Source organism: Stenotrophomonas maltophilia, assembly GCF_039555535.1.
Taxonomy (GTDB): Bacteria; Pseudomonadota; Gammaproteobacteria; order Xanthomonadales; family Xanthomonadaceae; genus Stenotrophomonas; species Stenotrophomonas maltophilia_Q.
Genome location: NZ_CP154630.1, coordinates 920270 through 942573, shown reverse-complemented (window position 1 = coordinate 942573; position 22304 = coordinate 920270). Strand labels below are relative to the sequence as shown.

The following is a 22304-nucleotide window of genomic DNA, read 5'->3' as shown; positions in this document are numbered from 1 at the left end:
CACCGGTCCGACGTTGAAACCCTATACAGGATGATGAAAAACCGCAAGACCCTCACACCGCAAGGGTTTGACGGGGTTTAGGTGCGGAATACGACATATTGCGCAACAGGTTGCTCCACGCGATTCAGCGCATCTGCTGAAACGTGAGGAACTCTATGATGGAGCCACGAACCCAGCCGGAGCCGAGATGAAAGCCGTCGCCCTGAGTCGTGAATCCGCCCCCGCCCTCTGCGATATCCACCTGCCTCCGCCGCTGCCTCCGGGTGGCCGCGACCTGCTGATCCGGGTCGAAGCCGTCTCGGTGAATCCGGTCGACGGCAAGCAGCGGGCGGCCACCGATCCAGCCACGCTCGAAGCACCCCGCGTGCTCGGCTGGGACGCCGCCGGCGTGGTCGAAGCGATCGGCGAGGACGCCAGCCTGTTCGCGTCCGGCGACGAGGTCTACTACGCCGGTGATGTCACCCGCCCGGGCTGCAATGCGCAGTTCCATCTTGTGGACGAACGGCTGGTAGCGCGCAAGCCGACCACGCTCGACTTCGCCGAAGCGGCCGCCCTGCCACTGACCACGCTCACCGCATGGGAACTGCTGTTCCAGCGCATGCCATTGCAGCTGGATGACCGCCGCCATGCCGGCCAGCACCTGCTGGTGATCGGCGGAGCAGGCGGCGTTGGATCGATGGCGATCCAGCTGGGCCGGCATGCAGGATTCGAGGTGATCGCCACCGCCTCGCGCGAGTCGTCGATCGACTGGTGCCGGCAGATGGGTGCCCAGCATGTGATCGACCACCGGCAGCCGCTGCTGCCCCAGCTGCAGGCATTGGGCATCGACGCAGTACAGGTCGCCCTCAACCTGGCCGACACCGACCATTACTGGGACGCATTGGGCCAGCTGCTGGCGCCACAGGGCCATGTCGGCCTCATCGTCGAACCGCGCGGTGCGCTGCGCATCGGTGATCCCTACAAGGCCAAGTGCATCGGCATCCACTGGGAATTCATGTTCGCGCGTTCGCGCTTCGCCACTGCGGACCGCATCGAACAGCACCGCATCCTCAGCCGCGCGGCCAGCATGATCGACGCTGGCCAGCTGCGCGGCACTCTCAGCGAAACGCTGGGCACGATCAATGCGGCGAATCTGGACATCGCGCATCAGCGCCTGGCCAGCGGACGCACGGTCGGCAAGCTGGCGCTGGCGGGCTGGGGCGATTGAGCCAGGCTGGAACGCCGGTGTAGAGCCGAGCCCATGCTCGGCTGCTTTGCCTGGCATCGCCAGCCGAGCATGGGCTCGGCTCTACAGGTCCCGCCTGTGGCGGCGGATTGGCCGGCATCTGTATCTATGGCGACGGATGAATCGGGATTACGGTGGAAACAGATCCCCCTCTCCCCGAGCGCCGCCATGCCCACCGCCCTGCCCCTGCGTCTGCTGCAACTGATCATCGGCCTGTTCCTGTATGGCTTCGGCGCCTCGCTGATGATCCGTGCAGCGATCGGCGTGGCCCCGTGGGACGTGTTGTCGCAGGGCATCGCCGCACAGACACCGCTGTCGTTCGGCCTGGCCACCAATGTGATCGGCGCGCTGGTGCTGCTGCTCTGGTGGCCATTGCGACAGAAGCCGGGCGTCGGCACCGTGCTCAACGTGATGCTGATCGGCCCGTCCGCGCAGTTCGGTCTGTGGCTGCTCCCCCCGGCGGTCGGCCTTGGCTGGCAGCTGGCGATGTTCTGCGCCGGCATGCTGCTGGTCGCCCTGGCCACCGGCCTTTATATCGGCGCCAAGCTGGGGCCCGGCCCGCGCGATGGCCTGATGACCGGCCTGCACGCCCGCACCGGCTGGCCGATCTGGAAGGTACGCAGCCTGATCGAGGGCAGCGTGCTGCTGCTGGGCTGGTGGCTCGGCGGCAACGTCGGTGTCGGCACCCTCGCCTTCGCCCTGCTGATCGGCCCCCTGTGCGGGGTAACGCTGGGCTGGTTCGGGATTGGCCGGCCGCTGCCAGCGGGTAGCGCCGGGCCACGCCCGGCGAGCGCGCAGCGCGGCCACGGGTAGCCGCGTCGCCGGGCATGGCCCGGCGCTACCGATTCGCCAGCCCCTTGCCCCGGCCGCCGTTTCCCGGCACGCTTCGCGCTTCCGTACGCAAGCGTATCGACCATGTCGCCAGCCAACGAAAGCGCCTATCCCCATCTGTTCGCCCCGCTGGACCTGGGGTTCACCCAGCTGCGCAATCGCGTGCTGATGGGTTCGATGCACACCGGCCTGGAAGATCGCGCCCGCGACTTCCCGCGCCTGGCAGCCTATTTCGCCGAGCGCGCCGAGGGCGGTGTCGGCCTGATCGTCACCGGCGGCTTCGCGCCCAACGTGGTGGGCTGGCTGAAGCCATTCGGCGGCAAGCTGTCCTGGCCCTGGGAAGTACGCCCGCACCGGCAGCTCACCGCCGCCGCACACCAGCATGGCGCGAAGATCTGCCTGCAGCTGCTGCATGCCGGCCGCTATGCCTACCATCCGCTGTCGGTGGCACCGTCGAAGCTGAAGGCGCCGATCAACCCGTTCACCCCGCGTGCGCTGTCGGCCAGCGGTGTCGAGCGGCATATCGCCGACTACGCACGCAGCGCAAAGCTGGCCCGCGAAGCCGGCTACGACGGCGTCGAAGTGATGGGGTCGGAGGGCTACCTCATCAACGAGTTCATCGCCCCGCGCACCAACAAGCGCTCCGACCGCTGGGGTGGCGACGCCCACCAACGCATGCGTTTTGCGGTGGAGATCGTGCGCCGCATCCGCGAGGCCTGCGGGCCGGACTTCATCATCATCTACCGCCTGTCGCTGGTGGACCTGGTGGAAGACGGCAGCAACTGGGAAGAGATCGTGCAGCAGGCGCAGGCCATCGAGGCCGCCGGCGCGACGATCATCAATTCCGGCATCGGCTGGCACGAGGCGCGCATTCCCACCATCGCCACCTCGGTGCCGCGCGCGGCCTTTGCCGGTGTCACCGCCAAGCTCAAGCCGCATGTGAAGGTGCCGCTGGTGGCAACCAACCGCATCAACATGCCCGAGGTCGCCGAGCGCATCCTGGCCGATGGCGGCGCCGACATGGTGTCGCTGGCGCGCCCGCTGCTGGCCGACCCGCAGTGGCCGAACAAGGCCCGAGCCGGTCGCCCCGAGGCGATCAACACCTGCATCGCCTGCAACCAGGCCTGCCTCGATCACGTGTTCGAGAACAAGCTGGCCAGCTGCCTGGTCAATCCGCGTGCCGCACACGAGACCGAGCTGGTCTACCACCCTGCTGCCACGCCGAAAAAGGTCGCGGTGGTCGGCGCCGGCCCGGCCGGCCTGGCCTGCGCCACCGTGGCCGCCGAGCGCGGCCACCAGGTCACCCTGTTCGATGCCAACGACGAGATCGGCGGCCAGTTCAACGTGGCCAAGCGCATCCCGGGCAAGGAAGAGTTCCACGAGACCCTGCGCTATTTCCGCCACAAGCTGGCTGAAACCGGAGTGCAGCTGCGCCTGGGCACGCGAGCGGATGCGGCCAGCCTGGCCGGCTTCGACGAGGTGGTGCTGGCCACCGGCATCACCCCGCGCAGGGTCGACTTCCCCGGCGCCGACCACGCCAAGGTGGTCAGCTACCTGGACGTGCTGCTGGGCCGGGTCGAGGTGGGCGCCAATGCAGCGATCATCGGCGCCGGCGGCATTGGCTTCGATGTCGGCGAGTTCCTCAGCCACGCCGGTGAGTCCCCCTCGCTGGACCCACAGCGCTGGATGGCCGAATGGGGCGTGGACAGTACCTTTGAGACCCGCGGCTCCCTGGCGCGGGCGCGGGCGCAGGCAGAGGCCTCGCCGCGCCGGCTGTGGCTGCTGCAGCGCAGCCCGGGCAAGCCCGGTGCGCGGCTGGGCAAGACCACCGGCTGGATCCATCGCGCCACGCTGAAGGCCAAGGGCGTGCGCATGCTCGGCGGCGTCGAGTACCTGGGTGTTGACGATGAAGGCCTGCGCATCCGCGTTGAGGGCAGCGAACAACTGCTGCCGGTCGATCAGGTGGTGATCTGCGCCGGGCAGGAACCGAATCGTGCGCTGCAGGCGGAACTGCAGGCCGCTGGCATCAGCGCGAAGTTGGTCGGCGGCGCCGATGTGGCCGCAGAACTGGATGCAAAACGGGCGATCGACCAGGGCAGTCGGGTCGCCGCCGCGCTCTGATAAGTGCCTGAATGGGGGGCGGAATGTGATTTCCGTCACCTCCGTTGAACCTGAATGTCAAGCCGAGCGGTTCACGATGCGTTCGGCTATCCCCCCCTACCTTGCGCCATCTTCCGCTCACCAGCCAGTTTCCGGTGAGCCGGTGCGGCCCCCTCGATCGGTACTGATCGTTTCTTTTGGGGCCGCCCACGGGGCGGCCCCGATGGCCGCCTCCCCATGACGCCAAGTCGTACCCCGCGTCCTGTCGCCCCCGCGACCGGAAGTGGAGAGTGCGGCCCATACGGAGCAAGGAGTTATATGAAACTGGCCTGGATTCTCTGGCTGTCGCAGTTGTTGCCGCAGCCGGCCGCTGATTCATTGTGTTTGAGCACCACCGTTTACCTGGAAGCCCGTGACCAGACCCTGCGCGGCCAGCAGGCCGTTGCCGAGGTCGCCCTGCGCCGTCTCGACAGTGGCCTGTGGGGCGACTCGATGTGCCAGGTGGTCACCGCGCGCAAGCAGTTTGCACCGACGATCGTCTCCCCCGGCACCCAGTTGGGCAACGACGCGGCCTGGAGCGAGGCGATGAACGTGGCCTTCGACGCCGAGCGCAACTGGGCGCTGCCGGCCGGCGAGCGCCGCGAGATCGTGCCCGGTGCCAGCCACTTCGCCGCGTTGTCCATCGCCAGCCCGAACTGGCGCAACGCCTACCAGGTGGCCACCATCGGCGATCACACCTTCTATAAGGTGCAGAACCTCAAGCCGCGGCAGTCGTAACGATCCGTGCTGGCGGCAGCGTTGCCGCCCGCCGGCAGGCTCTGGGATAGTGGGCGTTTCCCGCCCGCATCACCTGGAGTTCCCATGAAGCTGTACAGCAAGCCCGGTGCCTGTTCCACCGCCGACCACATCGCCCTGCAGTGGACCGGCCAGCCGTTCGAGGTCGAACTGCTGAACAAGGACACCCTGAAGGGTCCGGAATTCCTCAAGATCAATCCGGCCGGCGCGGTGCCCGCGCTGGTCGATGGCGACTTCGTGCTGCTGCAGAACGCCGCGATCATGGGCTATATCGCCGACACCTGCCCGCAGGCCGGCCTCGGCGGTGATGGCAGCCCGCGACAGCGTGCCGAAGCCACCCGCTGGCTGGCCTTCGTCAATTCCGACGTGCACCCGGCCTTCTCGCCGCTGTTCGCACCGGGCAAGTTCATCGCCGACGAAAGCCAGTTCGATGCGATCCGCGCCGCCGCACACAAGCGCCTGCGTGGCCTGTTCGAGACCGCCGACAAGCAACTGGCCGACAAGCCGTGGCTGGCCGGCTTCCGCAGTTTCGCAGACCCGTACTTCTACATCACCCTGCGCTGGGCCGCCGGCACCAAGGTCGACCTGTCCGGCCTGGACAACCTGGCCGCCTACAAGGCACGCATGGACGCCGATGCCGGTGTGCAGGCCGCGCTGAAGGCCGAAGGCCTGGCCTGAGGCTTATCTGGGGTCAACGCCGTTCGCGTGGCGAACGGATCCGACCTCATCGCCCTCGGAGTCGGGGTCGGATCCGCCTGCACCGCAGGCGGCTCTGACCCCATCAGTTCCATCGTCACACTCAGCCAATCTGGCGAATCACTTCACCGTTGGCGTCGCGCAGGTAGGTTGGCACTACTTCGATGCGCAGCGCTCCCGCCACCGGGTAGATGCCACGTTCGGCACGCACGCCTGCCAGGGCCTGCAGCCCCGTCTCGTCCAGGGCCCAGCGCGCGCTGTCGGCCGACACTTCGCCCACGTCACCGCGCCCGGCTGGAATGAACTCCCACTGCCGCTCGCGGCTGGCCAGTTCCAGCGACTTTCCGTGGCGCAGGCGCAGCGGCAGCAGTTCGCAGACGCTGGCGACCTGGCCCGCGCCGAGCACCAGGGTGGTGACGCCGGCCTCCTGCCTCCAGTCCAACGTCTCGATGAACAGCATGCCGGTGCTGGAGCCCTCGCGCTCGCTGCCGGCCTGCACCTGGGCTGCCAGTGCCGGATCCTCCAGCAGGTTGCGACGGTGCAGATCACTGATCCACAGCGGCATCGCCGGCTGCAGCGCCTGCAGCACACCGCGCGTCGACCAGCGCTTGACCGCCTCCATCTCTTCGTCGGTCAGGCCGACCAGTTGCAGGAACTGCAGGTGGCCATTGGCGGTGTCGCGCGCAGGCAACTGCGGATCGGCAATGAAGGCCAAGTGGCACAGGCGCGTATCGGTCTCCAGCGCGATCGGGCCGTTGGCATTCAGATGGTGACCATCCTCGAACACGTTGCCGCTGCCAAACACGTAGCGCGCCAGGTTCTGCAGCAGGTTCATCGGCCACACCGGCGGCGTGCTGCCGGCGTGTTCACCGGCTTCGGCAGCGAGGCGGAAGGTCAGCTCGAAACCATAGCCGCTGGCGGCGGCATCACTGCTCTCCTTGGTGTAAAGCTCGGAGAAGCCGTAGGTGATGTAGTGCCAGTGCGGTACCGGCGCATCCACCCAGTACACGCTGATGCCATCCAGAGGATCCTGGCCGCCGAGCGTGTAAGGCAGCGCGGTGCCGAAATGACGCGGCTCCTGCCCGGCATACAGGGGCGCCAGCGCCGCATTGATCGCGTCCCAGCCGGGGGTATCGGTGTCGTCGTGGTCGTCCTGCACGCGGGACTCCTTGTGGGGAAGTGAACCGATCACTTTACGCGGTGAGTCAGGCCTGCACGACCTCATTGCCAGCGTTCACCACCGCCGCCTGGGTTTCCTGCCACCAGCGCTGCGCCAGCGCCGGGCTGCGCGCCTTCCCCACCGCGGCCAGCAGCTCCGGGCACAGGCGTTCCAACGCCAGTGCATCGGCGCAGCGTTCAATCTTCAACTGCATGAAGTAGCCCTTCAGGCCGAGATGGCGCCGCACCGCCTCGCTCATCGCGTCGTACAACTGCTGGTACAACGCCGGATCCTGTTCGCGGCCGGTGCTGATTCCACGTGCCGGTGCCACCTCGGCATTGCCACCGATCACTTCGATCAGGCCCTGCACTTCCAGCTGCTCCAGTGCATCGGCCGGTGCGCGCAGGCCTTCGAACAGGCCGCGCAGTTCGGTGTCGTCGCGATGGCCATCGACCATCAGCAGGATCGAGCGCAGTGCTGCCGGCAGGCGCCGGCCACGGTCTTCGATTTCCTGACGGCCAGCAGCCGTCTTGGCGTGCAGCAATGCCATTGCATCCCCCCAATCCTTGATGCGCTTCACCTGCGCGCCCTGGCGGGCGCGCTCCCCTGGGGCCGAGCTTAGCGCACCGGTTGCCGGGAGGAAGCTGCGGTGCAGCAACACCCTCCTCTGTAGAGCCGAGCCGATGCTCGGCTGCTTTGGCGAGGCATGCGGAGCCGAGCATCGGCTCGGCTCTACAGAAGCAGGTCAGCGCCCCAGCGCCCGGCGGATCTCCTCCAGTGCGCTGGGATCATCCAGCGTCGACAGGTCACCCGGATCACGCTGCTCGGCCAGCGCCTGCAGCGAGCGCCGCAACAACTTGCCCGACCGGGTCTTGGGCAGTGCGTTGACCACATGCACATGCGCCGGGCGCGCGACCGCGCCGAGCGAGGTGGTCACCGTGGCCATCATCTCCGCCACCACCGGCGCCGGATCCTCACCGTTGAGCCCCTGCTTGAGGGTGACGAACACCAGCGGCACCTGCCCCTTCAACTCGTCCTTGACCCCGATCACCGCCGCCTCGGCCACGCGCGGATGGCTGGAAATGGCTTCCTCGATCTCACGCGTGCCGAGGCGATGCCCGGCCACGTTGATCACATCATCAGTGCGCCCCAGGATGAAGGTGTAGCCATCGTCGTCGCGGATCGCCCAGTCCAGCGAGCTGTACAACAGTTCCTTGAAGTGGCTGAAGTAGCTCTGCAGGAAGCGGCTGTCATCGTTCCACACGGTGCTCATGCAACCCGGCGGCAACGGTGGCGACACCACCAGCACGCCCTTCTGCCCCGGCGCGACCTCCTCGCCGGTGTTCTCGTCGATCACCTTCATCCGGTAACCGAGATTGGGGAAACCGGGCGAACCGAAGCGCACCGGCTTCATTTCCAGGCCCGGCAGCAGGGTCAGCGCCGGCCAGCCGGTTTCGGTCTGCCAGTAGTTGTCGATGATCGGCTTGCCCAGCGCCTCACTGATCCAGTGCGCGGTGGGTTCGTCCAGTGGCTCGCCGGCCAGGAACAGGTACTTCAGTGCGCCCAGGTCATGCCGGTGGATGAAGTCCGCGTCGTGCTTCTTCAGCACGCGGACGGCGGTAGGCGAAGAGAACATCGTACGCACGTTGTACTGCTCGCACAGCGCCCACCAGATGCCCGGATCGGGGTTGGTCGGCAGCCCTTCGTACAGCAGCGAGGTGCAGCCACCAATCAGCGGACCGTAGACGTTGTAGGAATGGCCGACGGCCCAGCCGACATCGGAGGTGGAAAACATCACCTGCCCTGGCTTGCAGTCGAACACGGTTTCCATCGACTGCGCCATCGCCACCGCATAGCCACCGATATCACGCTGCACGCCCTTCGGCTTGCCGGTGGTGCCGGAGGTATACAGCAGGTAGCTCGGCTCGCTCGCTTCCAGCCACTGCACCGGTACATCGACCTCGCCGATCTGCGCGCGCAGCGTGGCGTACTCCACGTCACGCCCCGGCACGCGCGGTTCGGCTGCGTCCAGTCCGCGCGACACGATCAGCACGTGCGGTGGTGGCGAGGCCGCTTCGGCGCAGGCGGCGTCGACCATCGGCTTGTACGGAATCAGCTTGCCACCGCGCATGCCGGCATCGGCCGCGATCAGCAGCTTGGGCTTGGCGTCGTCGATGCGCAGCGCCAGGTTGTGCGCGGCGAAGCCACCAAACACCACCGAGTGCACCGCACCGATGCGTGCGCAGGCCAGCATCGCGAACACGGCTTCGGCCATGTTCGGCATGTAGATCACCACGCGGTCACCGTGGCCGACACCGAGGTGCTTGAGCACTGCGGCGAAGTCGTTCACTTCGCGGTACAGCTGGCGATAGGTGATCTCGCGTGTGCTGTTGGTCTCGGTGGAGACGGCGACCAGCGCGAGCTGGTCAGCGCGCTCGGCCAGGTGGCGGTCGACGGCGTTGTAGCAGAGATTGGTTTCGCCGCCGACGAACCAGCGCCGGAATGGCGGGTTGCTGTAGTCGAGCACCTGCTGCGGCGGTTTGTGCCAATGGATGCGCTTGGCTTCCTCGCCCCAGAAGGCCTCCGGCTCGTCGATCGAGCGACGGTAGGTTTCCTCGTAGTTCATGACGCAGCCCTCCCAGACAAAGTCATGGGGTCGAGGATAGTCCGGCGCTGGCGTGCGGGCCGCCCTACCTTGGTAGGGGGTGGGGTTTTCTTCTGCAGGGCTTGCAGCCATGCACCTGCAGAATCAACGTCAACGTCAAAAGCTGGGCTACTGGGGAATGGCGGGGCGGATCCGGTTGCGGGAGACGCCGTAAACCCATCCCTGGGGGCTTGGCCGCGGCATCCATGCCGCGGACACTCCCGCAACCGGACCCACCCCGCCTTCGACAGTTTCCCGCGACCTGTCGGAACGACATATTGTTCTGGTCGGTGTCGACCTTGGTCGACACGGTAGATCCACGCCATGCGTGGATGACTCATTCGATATCTGACAGAAAAATCGTGTCGACCAAGGTCGACACCTACCAACAGCCGTGCGGAACAACGGCCGCAGTTGCCAACAGCCGCGGGAATCTGTCAGAGGCGGGGCGGTGTGGGTGGGCAGGACCGTTGGCGCCATGGATGGCGCCATCGAGCCCCCATGGATGGGTTTACGGCGTGTCCTGCCCACCCATACCGCCCCGCCAACCCACGGACAGCCCGCTTTTGACGTTGATGTTGATGTTGATGTTGATGTTGACGTTGATTCTGCAGGTGCAGGGCTGCAGGCCCTGCCGCCTCCCCCCCTAGAACGGAGCCGCGGACTCGAACGCGAGCGCCTCGCCCGTCAGCGGATGCGTAAACCGCAGGCCGCGCGCATGCAGATGTACGCGTTGCGCCGGCGCCGCGTCATACAGCACGTCGCCGACGATGGGATGGCCGAGGCTGGCCATGTGCAGGCGCAGCTGATGGCTGCGGCCAGTGATCGGTTCCAGCGCCACGCGCGTGCGCTGCGCTTCAGCATCACGGGCCAGCACGCGCCAACGCGTCAGCGCCGGCTTGCCGCGCTCATGGTCGATCATCTGCTTCGGCCGGTTCGGCCAGTCCACGATCAATGGCAGGTCCACTTCGCCGGCATCGCCCTCAAGCAGGCCCTGCAGAACGGCTTCGTAGCACTTGCCAACCTGGCGCTGCTCGAACTGCATCGACAACGCCGCCTGCATGTCCTTGCCACGCGCATGCAGCAGCAGCCCGGAGGTCACCTGGTCCAGGCGGTGCACGGTCAAGGCATCCGGATACAGCGCCTGCAGGCGCGCGACGACACAGTCCTGGTTCTCGGCGCTGCGGCCAGGCACGGACAGCAGGCCGGCGGGCTTTTCAGCTACCAGCAGCGCGTCGTCGATGTAGTGCAGGTGGATCATGCGGTTCCAGGAATTCCAAATGAAAACGGGGAAGCCGAAGCCTCCCCGTCTTCTGCGTACCGACCCACGGTCGGTACCTACCGGCCGAGGCCCGTATCAGCCCAGCAGGTGGGCGACGCCGGCGCGCTCTTCTTCCAGCTCGGCCAGGGTCTTGTCGATGTACTTCTGGCTGAAGTCGTCGATCGGCAGATCCTTCACCAGGGTGTACTTGCCGTTCTCGGTGGTCACCGCGAAGCCGAAGATCACGCCTTCCGGAATGCCGTAGGAACCGTCGGACGGCACGCCCATGGTGACCCACTTGCCGTTGCTGCCCAGCACCCAGTCACGCACGTGGTCGATGGCGGCGTTGGCGGCCGACGCAGCCGAGGACGAGCCACGGGCTTCGATGATCGCCGCGCCGCGCTTGCCGACGGTCGGGATGAAGGTGTTGGCGTTCCACTCCTGGTCGTTGATCGCATCGGCGATCGACGCACCATCGGCGGTGGCGAAACGGTAGTCCGGGTACATGGTCGGGCTGTGGTTGCCCCACACCACCAGCTTCTCCATGCCACCGACCGGCTTGCCGAGCTTGGTCGACAGCTGGCTCAGCGCGCGGTTGTGGTCCAGGCGCAGCATGGCGGTGAAGTTTTCCGGCTTCAGGTCCGGGGCCGACTTCATGGCGATGTAGGCATTGGTGTTGGCCGGGTTGCCGACCACCAGCACCTTCACGTCACGGCTGGCGACCTTGTTCAGCGCCGCGCCCTGGGCGGTGAAGATCTTGGCGTTTTCCAGCAACAGGTCCTTGCGCTCCATGCCCGGGCCGCGCGGACGCGCGCCGACCAGCAGGGCGATGTCGGCGTCCTTGAACGCGACTTCGGCGTCATCGGTGCCGACCATGCCGGCCAGCAGCGGGAAGGCGCAGTCTTCCAGCTCCATCATCACGCCCTTCAGGGCGGCCTGGGCCTTGTCGACCGGCAGTTCCAGCAGCTGCAGGATGACCGGCTGGTCCTTGCCCAGCATTTCGCCGGAGGCGATGCGGAACAGCAGGGCATAACCGATCTGGCCGGCGGCGCCGGTCACGGCAACACGAACGGGTGCTTTCATGGGGGTTTCCTCTTGCTTGCAAGCGTTTGATGGGACGCCGCGGGCGGAGCCACGCAGGCCTGGCGGGCGGCGGGGAACAGGGAAACGGCCACCCGTGGGTGGCCGTTTCGAAGGGGAATCAGGCGGCGAGGTGCTTGTTCCACTCGGCGACGCGGTCGGCCTGGGCGGCCAGCACGGCGTCGACGTCGCCTTCCAGGGTGATCGAATGGATCACGTCACCCTGCTTGACCGAATCGACGATGGCCTGGCCTTCCAGGACCTTGCCGAAGACGGTGTGGCGGCCGTCCAGCCAGTCGGTCTTGATGTGGGTGATGAAGAACTGGCTGCCGTTGGTGTTCGGGCCGGCGTTGGCCATCGACAGCGAGCCGACCTCGTGCTTCACGCCATTCTTCTCGTCTTCGAACTTGTAGCCCGGGCCGCCGGTGCCACGACCCTGCGGGCAGCCGCCCTGGATCATGAAGTCGGCGATCACGCGGTGGAAGATCAGGCCGTCATAGAAGCCGTGCTTGACCAGGTTCACGAAGTTGGCCACGGTCAGCGGCGCCTTGTCGGCAAACAGCTCGACCTTGATCGGGCCCTGGGTGGTGTCGAAAGTGGCGATGAGGGACATGAAGATCCTTGATGCAAAGGGGAATGCGTCTAGCCACCTAGTTTACACCCGCCTCGTGTCGGCGGCGGCTTCGACCATTGGTGAAGCGCCCCGCTTCAGCCCACGGACGGGGAGCCGCGCAGCGGGGTCCTGGCGGCCTCGGCCGGCGCGGCGGATGGCCAGCTGAATGGGCCCCGTGACAGGCGTGAAATCCACCTTTTCGCGAATCGTCAAGTTCGACGTATAATGTTGGACTTCTTTTTCCAAATCCGGCGCCGACTGGCCCCCTTTCGTATGTCCATCGAAAATCTTCGCAACATCGCCATCGTCGCCCACGTCGACCATGGCAAGACCACCCTGGTCGACCAGCTGCTGAAGCAGTCCGGCACCCTGTCCGAGCGTACCGTCCTCGCCGAGCGCGTGATGGACAGCAACGACCAGGAAAAGGAACGCGGCATCACCATCCTGGCCAAGAACACCGCCATCACCTGGGAAGACAAGAAGACCGGCATCAAGAACCGGATCAACATCGTCGACACCCCCGGCCACGCCGACTTCGGTGGCGAGGTCGAGCGCGTGCTGTCGATGGTCGACACCGTGCTGATCCTGGTCGATGCGATGGACGGCCCGATGCCGCAGACCCGCTTCGTGACCCAGAAGGCCTTCGCGATGGGCTTCAAGCCGATCGTCGTGGTCAACAAGGTCGACCGTCCGGGCGCCCGTCCGGAATGGGTGATCGACCAGGTCTTCGACCTGTTCGACAAGCTCGGCGCCACCAACGAGCAGCTGGACTTCCCGATCGTCTACGCCTCGGGCCTGAACGGCTATGCCGGCCTGGAAGACACCGTGCGTGACGGCGACATGACCCCGCTGTACGAAGCGATCATGCAGCACGCGCCGCGTCCGGAAGTGGACCCGGAAGGCCCGTTCCAGATGCGCATCAGCCAGCTGGACTACAACAACTTCGTGGGCGTGATCGGCATTGGCCGCATCCAGCGCGGCACCCTGAAGAAGAACATGCAGGTCGCGGTCATCGACCGTGAAGGCAAGAAGCGCAACGGCAAGGTCCTCCAGGTGCTGGGCTTCATGGGCCTGGAACGCATCGAGCAGGATTCGGCCGAGGCCGGCGACATCGTGGCCATCTCCGGCATCCAGGAGCTGACCATCTCCGACACCATCTGCGCACCGGACTTCCCGGAAGCGCTGCCGGCGCTGACCGTCGACGAGCCGACCATCTCGATGACCTTCCAGGTCAACAACTCGCCGTTCGCCGGCAACAAGGACCTGTCCGGTGGCAAGTTCCTGACCAGCCGCCAGATCAAGGACCGCCTGGATCGTGAAAAGGTCCACAACGTGGCCCTGAAGGTCGAGCAGCTGGAAGACGCCGACAAGTTCCTGGTCTCCGGCCGTGGCGAACTGCACCTGTCGGTGCTGATCGAGAACATGCGCCGCGAAGGCTACGAGCTGGCCGTGTCGCGCCCGGAAGTGATCATCAAGGAAATCGACGGCCAGATGATGGAGCCGATCGAGCAGCTGGTGGTGGACATCGAAGAAATCCACCAGGGCGGCGTGATGGAAAAGCTGGGCACCCGCAAGGGCCAGCTGAAGAACATGGAATCGGACGGCAAGGGCCGCGTGCGCCTGGAATACTCGATCCCGGCCCGTGGCCTGATCGGCTTCCAGAACGAGTTCAAGACCCTCACCCAGGGTTCGGGCCTGCTGTTCCACGTGTTCGACCACTACGGTCCGAAGGAACAGGGCGCGATCGCCAAGCGCATCAACGGCGTGATGATCGCCAATGCGCCGGGCACCACCCCGGCCTACTCGCTGGGCCCGCTGCAGGAGCGCGGCAAGCTGTTCGCTGCTGAAGGCGACAACGTGTATGAAGGTCAGCTGGTCGGCATCCACTCCAAGGACAACGACCTGACCGTCAACGCGATCAAGACCAAGCCGCTGACCAACATGCGCGCTTCGGGCAAGGACGATGCGATCCAGCTGACCCCGGCGATCAAGTACTCGCTGGAACAGGCCCTGGACTTCATCGAAGACGATGAGCTGGTCGAGATCACCCCGAAGGAGATCCGTCTGCGCAAGAAGTTCCTGACCGAAAGCGACCGCAAGAAGGCTTCGCGCGGCGGCTGAGCCAGCACCCCGTGAACCAGAGCGGCTACAACCCGGATCCGCACCGGCATCCGGGTCTCCACGTCATCGCCCTGCTTGAAGCGAGCAAGGCGATGCTGGCGCTGTTGGCCGCCACCGGGCTGGAAGTGCTCGGACCGCAGCCGCTACGGCACGGCATCATGGCCCTGATCCGGCGTTTCAGCCTGGATCCGGACCATGGCACCCTGCCCTCGCTGCTGCACATGATCAGCCCCGATGCGGTCCACCTGGCCGCGGCGGGGATGATCGGCTACGGCCTGCTGCACCTGGTCGAGGCCTGGGGCCTGTGGCGGGCCAAGGCCTGGGCCTCCTGGCTGGGCTGCCTGACCGCCTCGCTGTACCTGCCTTTCGACATCTTCGCGATCATCCGCCATCCCGGCTGGCCGTCGTGGACCATCCTGGCGATCAACCTGATCGTGGTCTACGTCCTCGCCCGCGACCTGCGCAAGCGCCACCGCTGAGCACCGGCTACACTGGGGGTTGGAGCCGACCAAGCCGCCCCATGCGCCCGTCCTTGCCGCCTCTGCTGACCTGCCTGCTCGCCGCGCTGCCTGCGCTGCTTTCGGCTGGCTGCAGCCCGGCCACGCCCAGCGCGCATGCGGCCGAACCTGCGAGCCGCAACGTGCCGTTCCCGTACGCCGAAACCGATGTCGCCGACCTGCAGGCGCGGATGACCGCCGGTGAGCTGGACAGCACCACCCTGACCCAGGCCTACCTGCAGCGCATCGCCAGCCTCGACCGCACCGGGCCACGCCTGCGCGCGGTGATCGAGCTCAACCCCGATGCCCTGAAGGAAGCCGCCGCGCGCGACCGCGAGCGCCGCGAAGGACGCCTGCGCGGTCCGCTGCATGGCATCCCGCTGCTGCTGAAGGACAACATCAACGCCGCACCGATGGCCACCAGTGCCGGCTCGCTGGCCCTGCAGGGTTTCCGCCCGGACGACGCCTATCTGGTGCGCCGGCTGCGCGACGCCGGCGCCGTGGTGCTGGGCAAGACCAACCTCAGCGAGTGGGCCAACTTCCGCGGCAACGACTCCATCTCCGGCTGGAGCGCGCGCGGTGGCCAGACCCGCAACCCCTACCGCATCAGCCATTCACCGTGCGGTTCCAGCAGCGGCAGCGCGGTGGCCGTGGCCGCCAACCTGGCCAGCGTGGCGATCGGCACCGAAACCGACGGCAGCATCGTCTGCCCGGCGGCGATCAACGGCGTGGTCGGCCTGAAGCCGACGGTCGGGCTGGTCAGCCGCGATGGCATCGTACCGATCTCCTTCAGCCAGGACACCGCCGGACCAATGACACGCAGCGTCGCCGATGCTGCTGCCGTGCTGACCGCGATCGCCGGCCGCGATGACGCCGATCCCGCCACCGCGACCATGCCCGGCCGCGCCGTCTACGACTACACCGCACGCCTGGACCCGCAGGGCCTGCGCGGCAAACGCATCGGCCTGCTGCAGACGCCGCTGCTGAAGTACCGCGGCATGCCGCCGCTGATCGATCAGGCGGCGATCGAGCTGCGTCGCGCCGGTGCCGTCGTGGTACCCGTCGAACTGCCCAACCAGGGCGCCTGGGCCGAGGCCGAGCGCACGCTGCTGCTGTACGAATTCAAGGCGGGCCTGGAGCGCTACTTCAGCACCCATCGCGCCCCGCTGCGCAGCCTTGCCGAGCTGATCGCCTTCAACCAGGCCCACAGCAAGCAGGAACTGGGCCTGTTCGGCCAGGAACTGCTGGTAGAGGCTGACGCCACCGCTGGCCTGGCAGACCCTGCCTACATCCGCGCGCGCAGCGATGCGCGCCGGTTGGCCGGCCCGGAAGGCATCGATGCCGCCCTCTCCGCCCATCAACTCGATGCGCTGGTGGCGCCAACCACCGGCGTCGCATGGGCGATCCGCAGCGAAGGCGACGACTTCCCCGGCGAGAGCTACAGCGCCGCTGCCGTGGCCGGATATCCCAGCCTGACCGTGCCGATGGGGCAGATCGACGGCCTGCCGGTCGGCCTGCTGTTCATGGGCACCGCCTGGAGCGAGCCGAAGTTGATCGAGATGGCCTACGCCTACGAGCAGCGCACGCGCGCGCGGCGGCCGCCGCACTTTGATACTGACGCACTGATCGACGCTGGCGAGCCTTGATCGCGTTTATGTAGAGCCGAGCCCACGTTCGGCTTCATCGGAAAATCGAAGGCAGCCGAGCATGGCTCGGCCCTACAGAGGCTGGTCGGGCTCCATCGGCACGATCGCGGCTTCGCCATCTTCAGCCCCCGGCGACCGCACATCCGCGGTACGCGCCCGCGGACCGCGCGGCCTATCCAGCTCATCATCGTGCTGCACACGTGCACGTACCTGCGGCAGCGCCTGCGGATGCTCGCGCGCAAGGAAATCGAGCATGCGCTCACGCACCAGGCAACGCAGGTCGAAGGCATCGCCGGAACTGCGTGCGCTGACCAGCAGCCGCACCTGGATCGCGCGTTCGCTGGTTTCGGTCACCTGGGTCACGCAGACCCGACCATCCCACAGCGCTTCGCCACGACAGATGCGCTCCAGCTCGGCGCGGATCGCCGCAATCGGTGCCCGGTAGTCCAACCACAGGAAGGCCGTGCCGAGCAGATCGGCACTGCGCCGCGTCCAGTTCTGGAACGGGTTCTCGATGAACCAGGTCAACGGCACCACCATCCGCCGCTCGTCCCAGATGCGCACCACCACGTAGCTGCTGCCGATCTCCTCGATGCGTCCCCACTCACCTTCAACGATCACCACATCGTCCAGCCGGATCGGCTGCGTCACTGCGATCTGCAGGCCAGCGATCAGATTGCCGAACACCGGCTTGGCCGCAATGCCGGCCACCAGGCCGATAAGACCCGCCGAGGCCAGCAGAGCCGTGCCGATCTTCTGCACCATCGGAAAGGTCAACAGCACCAGCGAGGCGCCGAGCACGATGATGCCCCCCATCAACACGCGGCTGAGCACCCGCGTCTGGGTCTGGATGCGGCGCGCTTCCAGGTTGTCGGAGACATCGATGGGATGGCCGCGCAGGATCGCGCGCTCACCCGCCGCCACCGCGCGTACCAGCAACCAGATGAAGCAGGCGGTCAGCGCGATGTGCAGCACATGCTGCAGATTGCCCAGCACGGGATCCTGCAGCGGCGTGGCCTGCAGCGCGGGGATCAACAGCAGCAGTGGCCACGCGGTCGCCATCGGCAGGCCAAGCACGCGACCGATGCGCGCGCGCCGACGATCACGCCCTTTCAGCCGATGATAGATCCAGAGGATCAGCCACGCGCCGATGCCACCCGCTACTGCTGCCAATCCCAACGGCCATGCGTAGGCCTGCGCGCTTTGCCAGTGCACCGTTGCTACCTCCACTCGAACAGCCTAGCGGACAGCCTCGCGCATGGCGCATGAGCGTCACGTCAGCCGTTCGTAAGCAGGGTGTTGGTCGGCAGGGCTTGCAGCCCTGCACCTGCTGCGAACCGAAGCAACAGCAACAGCCGAAGCAGAAGCGGGTTTCCTGTGGGATGGCGGGGTGGGTCCGGTTGCGGGGGACGCCGTGGATCCATCCATGGAGGCTCGGTCGCCGCATCCATGCGGCTCACTGATCTGGCCCCCGCAACCGGCCCCACCCCGCCTTCGACAGTTTCCTGCGATCTGCCAGCAAAGTCTGGGGTCAGATCCGTTTTCCAGAGGAAAACGGATCTGACCCCATCTTCTGATTTCGAAATCTGACAGACATTCATCCACGCATGGCGTGGACCCACCGTGTCGACCAAGGTCGACACCTACCAACAGCCGCAGGGATCTGTCAGAGGCGGGGCGGTGTGGGTGGGCAGGACCGTTGGCGCCATGGATGGCGCCATCGAGCCCCCAAGGATGGGTTTACGGCGTGTCCTGACCACCCACACCGCCCCGCCATCCCACGGAATGCCGCATCGGCTTTTGCTTTTGCCGTTGCCGTTGATTGCAGCAGGTGCAGGGCTGCAAGCCCTGCCGAAAAACCCTTACCGCACTTGTTCCTGCTTGCGCACGATCGCCATCGCGATCTCCAGCGACTGCTCGTAATTCAACCGCGGATCCACCGTCGAACGATACGCACGCTCCAGGTCACGCTCGGTCAGCTCGCGCGCGCCACCGGTGCATTCGGTCACGTCCTCGCCGGTCAGTTCCAGGTGCACGCCACCCAGGCGCGTGCCTGCCGCGGCATGCAGGTCGAACGACATCTCCACTTCGCCACGCACGTTGTCGAAGCGGCGCGTCTTGAACCCGTTGGCGGTGCTCTCGGTGTTGCCATGCATCGCATCGCACACCCACAGCACCCGACGACCATCGCGCTTGACCGCGTCCAGCAGCGGCGGCAGCTTCTCGGCAATCTGCGCGGCGCCCATGCGGTGGATGAAGCTCAGGCGGCCCGGCTCGTCATGCGGGTTGAGCACGTCGATCAGGCGCAACAGCTGGTCCGGCGTCACCGACGGGCCGACCTTGATCGCGATCGGGTTGCGCACGCCACGCAGGTATTCCACGTGCGCGCCATCGAGCGCGGCGGTGCGCATGCCGATCCACGGGTAATGCGTGCTCAGGTTCAACCAGCCCTGCTGGCGCGGCACCTGCCGGGTCAGCGCCTGCTCGTAGGGCAGCAGCAGCGCTTCGTGCGAGGTGTAGAAATCGATGCGGTTGAGGTTGTGCACGCGAGCCCCAGCCAGGGTCTCCATGAAGTGCACCGCGTCGCCGATCGAGGCCACCATCTTCTGGTACTCGGCGGCCAGCGGCGAGTGGCTTACCCACTCCAGGTTCCAGTATTCGGGGTGGTGCAGGTCGGCGAAACCACCGTCGATCAGCGCGCGCACGAAGTTCATCGTCATCGCCGAATGCGCGTGGGCCTGCAGCATCCGCTTCGGGTCCGGCAGGCGTGCTGCTTCGGTGAAGGCCGGCGCGTTGATCACATCGCCGCGGTAGCTGGGCAGGGTCACGCCGTCGCGGGTCTCGGTATCGGCCGAGCGGGGCTTGGCGTACTGGCCGGCGAAGCGGCCGACGCGGATCACCGGCTGGCGCAGGCCGTGCACCAGCACCAGGCTCATCTGCAGCAGCACCTTCAGGCGGTTGGAGATGGTGCCCGATTCGCAGTCGCTGAAATTCTCGGCGCAGTCGCCCCCCTGCAGCAGGAAGCGCTTGCCCTCCTGGGCCTCGGCCAGCTGCTGCTTCAGCGCCAGGATCTCCCATGAGGTGACCAGCGGCGGCAGCCGCTTCAGCTCGTGCAGGGCCGCGTCCAGCGCCACCGGGTCTGGATAGGTCGGCATCTGCAGCGCGGTCTTGCCACGCCAGCTCTCCGGCGACCAGCCAGCGCCAGCAGCGGTCGCGGCAGGATCGGGGACAGGCGAAACGGCTGACAGACTCATTGCAGACTTCCGGAGGTGGGGGACGTTCATGGTCGCAGAGCCGACCGCTGTCGCAAAGGGTCGAACGCCGTCTGCACATGACTGAACGCCGGGGAAAGGGCATCGCGATCGGCCAAAAGCCGCATGCCCAAGGCCAGCCGGACAGGCGCATGATTCGCCACGAACTGTTACGAAGTAACACTCAATCCCCATTGGCCCCTTCCACAGCCTATCCGCCATGAAGCCCTCGCCCCTCGCTACCGGCATCACCTTCGCCCTGGCCCTGGCCAGCCTGCCCGCCTTCGCCTTGGCAGCCGACGACACCTCTTCGTCCGTCAAGGACCTGGACGCGGTCACCGTCCACGCCCAGCTCGACCAGGCCCGCAACACGCTGTCGCCGGACATCGGCAGCAGCCAGTACCAGATCACTGCCGAGGACATCCAGAAACAGCCGTTGGGCGCCTCCGCGCCGCTCAGCCAGGTGCTGCTGCAGGCCCCGGGCGTGGTCCAGGACTCCTATGGCGGCGTGCATGTGCGTGGCGACCACGCCAATCTGCAGTACCGCATCAACGGCGTGCTGCTGCCCGAATCGATCTCCGGCTTCGGCCAGACCCTGGACGCGCGCACCATCAAGAGCATCCGCCTGATGGACGGCGCGCTGCCGGCACAGTTCGGCGAGCGCACCGCGGCGGTGGTCGACATCACCACCCGCAACGGTGCCGAGCTGGGCAACGGCGGCAGCGCGGGGCTGACCACCGGCTCGTTCGGCAAGGTCAATCCGAATGCCTCCTGGTGGGGCAGCCAGGGGCGCTGGAGCTGGTTCCTGACCGGCAACTACGATCAGAACGATGTCGGCCTGGAGAATCCCACCAACACGCGCAAGCCGTTGCACGACGACACGCACCAGGGCAAGGCATTCGCCGACCTGACCTACCTGGTCAATGAGAGCACCCGCCTGAGCGTGTTTGCCGGCTTCGCCAACAACCGCTTCCAGATTCCGGTCAATCCAGGTCAGGCGCCGCAGTTCGGCTATCTCGATACCTCCACCTTCGATTCCAGCCAGCTGGATGAAACCCAGCGCGAGACCACCCGTTTCGGCATGCTGGTACTGCAGGGCTCGCTGGGCAGCACCGCCTATCAGCTCTCGGCCGGGCAGCGTTACAGCGATGTCGGCTTCAATCCCGATGTCATCGGTGACCTGGTGTTCAGTGGCGTCGCCTCGCAGGTGCTGCGCAGCAATCGCGCCACCACCCTGCAGGCCGATTTCTCCACGCCGCTGGGCAACGACCACACGCTGCGCTATGGCCTGTACGGCAACTACGAGAACGCGCGGGCCAGCAGCAACAGCTGGGTTTTCCCGGTTGACGACAACGGCCAGCAGTCCAGCACCACGCCGCTGCTGATTGCCGATCGCAGCGCGTTCCACGCCAGCACGCTGGCACTGTACGTGCAGGACGAGTGGAAGATCGGCGAGGACTGGACCGTGAACTACGGCCTGCGCGGCGACCGCTACAGGGCCTTCGGCCGCAGCGAGGGCCAGCTCAGCCCGCGCGTGGGCGTGGTCTGGAATGCCAGCGACAGCACCACCGTGCACGCTGGCTATTCGCGCTACTTCACGCCACCGGCCAGCGAGTTGATCGCCAGCAGCGACATTGCGCTGTACGACGGCACCACCAACCAGCAACCCAGTGGCGGCAACAACACACCGCTGGCCGAGCGCAGCGACTACTACGACATCGGTCTCTCACAGCAACTGGGCGAGCACCTGACGCTCGGCCTGGATGCCTACGATCGGCGCGTCGCGCGCCTGCAGGATGAAGGCCAGTTCGGCGCCGCCTACATCTACTCGACCTTCAACTATCGCCGTGGCCACATCCGCGGCCTGGAGTTCAGCGCCGACTACAGCAACGGCCCGTTCAGCGCCTACTTCAACGCGGCCTACAACAAGGCGATCGGCACCCAGGTCATCACCAGCCAGTACAACCTCGATCCGGATGCCCTGGCCTATGTGGCCGATCACTGGATCCACCTCGACCACGACCAGAAGCTGACGTCGTCGGGTGGCCTCAGCTACGCCTTCGCCGGGCACAACCGGATCGGCGCCAACTACGTGTTCGGCAGCGGCCTGCGTTCGGACATCGAGGGCGTGCCCAACGGCGGCGAGCTGCCGTCGTACCTGCAGGTGAACCTCAGCGCCGGGCATGACTTCAACGCCGACAGCGGGCATCCGCTGCATGTGCAGCTGGCGGTGATCAACGCGCTGGACCGCAGCTACCAGCTGCGCGACGGTGGCGGCGTGGGTGTGTTCGCCCCGCAGTGGGGACCACGCCGCGGTGCCTACCTGAGCCTGCAGCAGGATTTCTGATCAGACAGGGGTCAGATCCCTTTCCGCAGGAAAGGGCT

General features: G+C 66.5%; 17 protein-coding genes. 9 read left to right on the top strand and 8 right to left on the bottom strand.

Translation table 11 applies throughout. From position 1 onward, the window contains the following. Window positions 1-187 precede the first annotated feature (187 nt). The 5 genes from AASM09_RS04290 (at window position 188) to AASM09_RS04270 (ending at window position 5629) form a co-directional block, all read left to right on the top strand. Window positions 188-1207 (top strand): zinc-binding alcohol dehydrogenase family protein, encoded by a 1020-nt coding sequence (locus AASM09_RS04290; protein WP_005412353.1) that lies wholly within the window; start codon window positions 188-190, stop codon window positions 1205-1207. Window positions 1208-1393: 186 nt separating this feature from the next. Further along, window positions 1394-2038: a YczE/YyaS/YitT family protein gene (locus tag AASM09_RS04285; protein ID WP_049430336.1), complete on the top strand. Its 645-nt coding sequence runs from the start codon at window positions 1394-1396 to the stop codon at window positions 2036-2038. A 102-nt stretch (window positions 2039-2140) separates the two neighbouring features. After that, complete coding sequence (locus AASM09_RS04280) at window positions 2141-4177, top strand: NADPH-dependent 2,4-dienoyl-CoA reductase (RefSeq protein ID WP_100443771.1); 2037 nt, start codon at window positions 2141-2143, stop codon at window positions 4175-4177. 297 nt (window positions 4178-4474) lie between these two features. Then, a complete protein-coding gene (locus tag AASM09_RS04275) occupies window positions 4475-4933 on the top strand; it encodes a cell wall hydrolase (protein ID WP_004154513.1) in 459 nt (152 codons plus the stop codon). An 84-nt stretch (window positions 4934-5017) separates the two neighbouring features. Next, window positions 5018-5629: a glutathione S-transferase N-terminal domain-containing protein gene (locus tag AASM09_RS04270; RefSeq protein WP_049430339.1), complete on the top strand. Its 612-nt coding sequence runs from the start codon at window positions 5018-5020 to the stop codon at window positions 5627-5629. 121 nt (window positions 5630-5750) lie between these two features. On the opposite strand, the gene AASM09_RS04265 is transcribed toward AASM09_RS04270, so the two are convergent. The 6 genes from AASM09_RS04265 to AASM09_RS04240 all read right to left on the bottom strand — a co-directional run bounded on the left by AASM09_RS04265 (window position 5751) and on the right by AASM09_RS04240 (window position 12404). Beyond that, window positions 5751-6806 (bottom strand): suppressor of fused domain protein, encoded by a 1056-nt coding sequence (locus AASM09_RS04265; protein WP_049430341.1) that lies wholly within the window; start codon window positions 6804-6806, stop codon window positions 5751-5753. Window positions 6807-6852: 46 nt separating this feature from the next. Beyond that, window positions 6853-7356, bottom strand: a complete 504-nt coding sequence (locus AASM09_RS04260) for a hypothetical protein (protein ID WP_049430343.1) — start codon at window positions 7354-7356, stop codon at window positions 6853-6855. A gap of 195 nt (window positions 7357-7551) precedes the next feature. Then, a complete protein-coding gene (gene prpE, locus AASM09_RS04255) occupies window positions 7552-9432 on the bottom strand; it encodes a propionate--CoA ligase (protein ID WP_049430345.1) in 1881 nt (626 codons plus the stop codon). A 664-nt stretch (window positions 9433-10096) separates the two neighbouring features. Then, on the bottom strand, window positions 10097-10711 hold the full coding sequence (locus AASM09_RS04250; RefSeq protein ID WP_049432761.1) for an RluA family pseudouridine synthase: 615 nt from the start codon (window positions 10709-10711) through the stop codon (window positions 10097-10099). Window positions 10712-10807: 96 nt separating this feature from the next. Then, on the bottom strand, window positions 10808-11794 hold the full coding sequence (locus AASM09_RS04245; protein ID WP_004153634.1) for a malate dehydrogenase: 987 nt from the start codon (window positions 11792-11794) through the stop codon (window positions 10808-10810). Between the two features lie 118 nt (window positions 11795-11912). After that, window positions 11913-12404: a peptidylprolyl isomerase gene (locus tag AASM09_RS04240; RefSeq protein WP_005408225.1), complete on the bottom strand. Its 492-nt coding sequence runs from the start codon at window positions 12402-12404 to the stop codon at window positions 11913-11915. A 273-nt stretch (window positions 12405-12677) separates the two neighbouring features. On the opposite strand from AASM09_RS04240, the gene typA reads away from it, so the two are divergent. Genes typA through AASM09_RS04225 form a run of 3 tightly spaced genes read left to right on the top strand, consistent with a single transcriptional unit; the run spans window position 12678 to window position 16668 of the window. Beyond that, complete coding sequence (gene typA / locus AASM09_RS04235) at window positions 12678-14525, top strand: translational GTPase TypA (protein ID WP_010483969.1); 1848 nt, start codon at window positions 12678-12680, stop codon at window positions 14523-14525. 11 nt (window positions 14526-14536) lie between these two features. After that, entirely contained in the window at window positions 14537-15004 is a 468-nt protein-coding gene (locus AASM09_RS04230) for a DUF2127 domain-containing protein (RefSeq protein ID WP_049432763.1), read from the top strand. Between the two features lie 41 nt (window positions 15005-15045). Further along, window positions 15046-16668: an amidase gene (locus AASM09_RS04225; RefSeq protein ID WP_049432765.1), complete on the top strand. Its 1623-nt coding sequence runs from the start codon at window positions 15046-15048 to the stop codon at window positions 16666-16668. Between the two features lie 72 nt (window positions 16669-16740). Here the strand turns inward: AASM09_RS04225 and AASM09_RS04220 are convergent, their stop codons facing one another. Next, window positions 16741-17883, bottom strand: a complete 1143-nt coding sequence (locus tag AASM09_RS04220) for a mechanosensitive ion channel family protein (RefSeq protein ID WP_049432766.1) — start codon at window positions 17881-17883, stop codon at window positions 16741-16743. A 647-nt stretch (window positions 17884-18530) separates the two neighbouring features. Then, the gene (locus tag AASM09_RS04215; RefSeq protein WP_049432769.1) at window positions 18531-19922 is read right to left on the bottom strand and encodes a class II 3-deoxy-7-phosphoheptulonate synthase; all 1392 of its coding nucleotides are present in this window, start codon (window positions 19920-19922) and stop codon (window positions 18531-18533) included. Window positions 19923-20139: 217 nt separating this feature from the next. Here AASM09_RS04215 and AASM09_RS04210 point away from each other — a divergent pair, with 217 nt between their 5' ends. Then, the gene (locus tag AASM09_RS04210) at window positions 20140-22266 is read left to right on the top strand and encodes a TonB-dependent receptor (RefSeq protein ID WP_049432772.1); all 2127 of its coding nucleotides are present in this window, start codon (window positions 20140-20142) and stop codon (window positions 22264-22266) included. Window positions 22267-22304 lie beyond the last annotated feature (38 nt).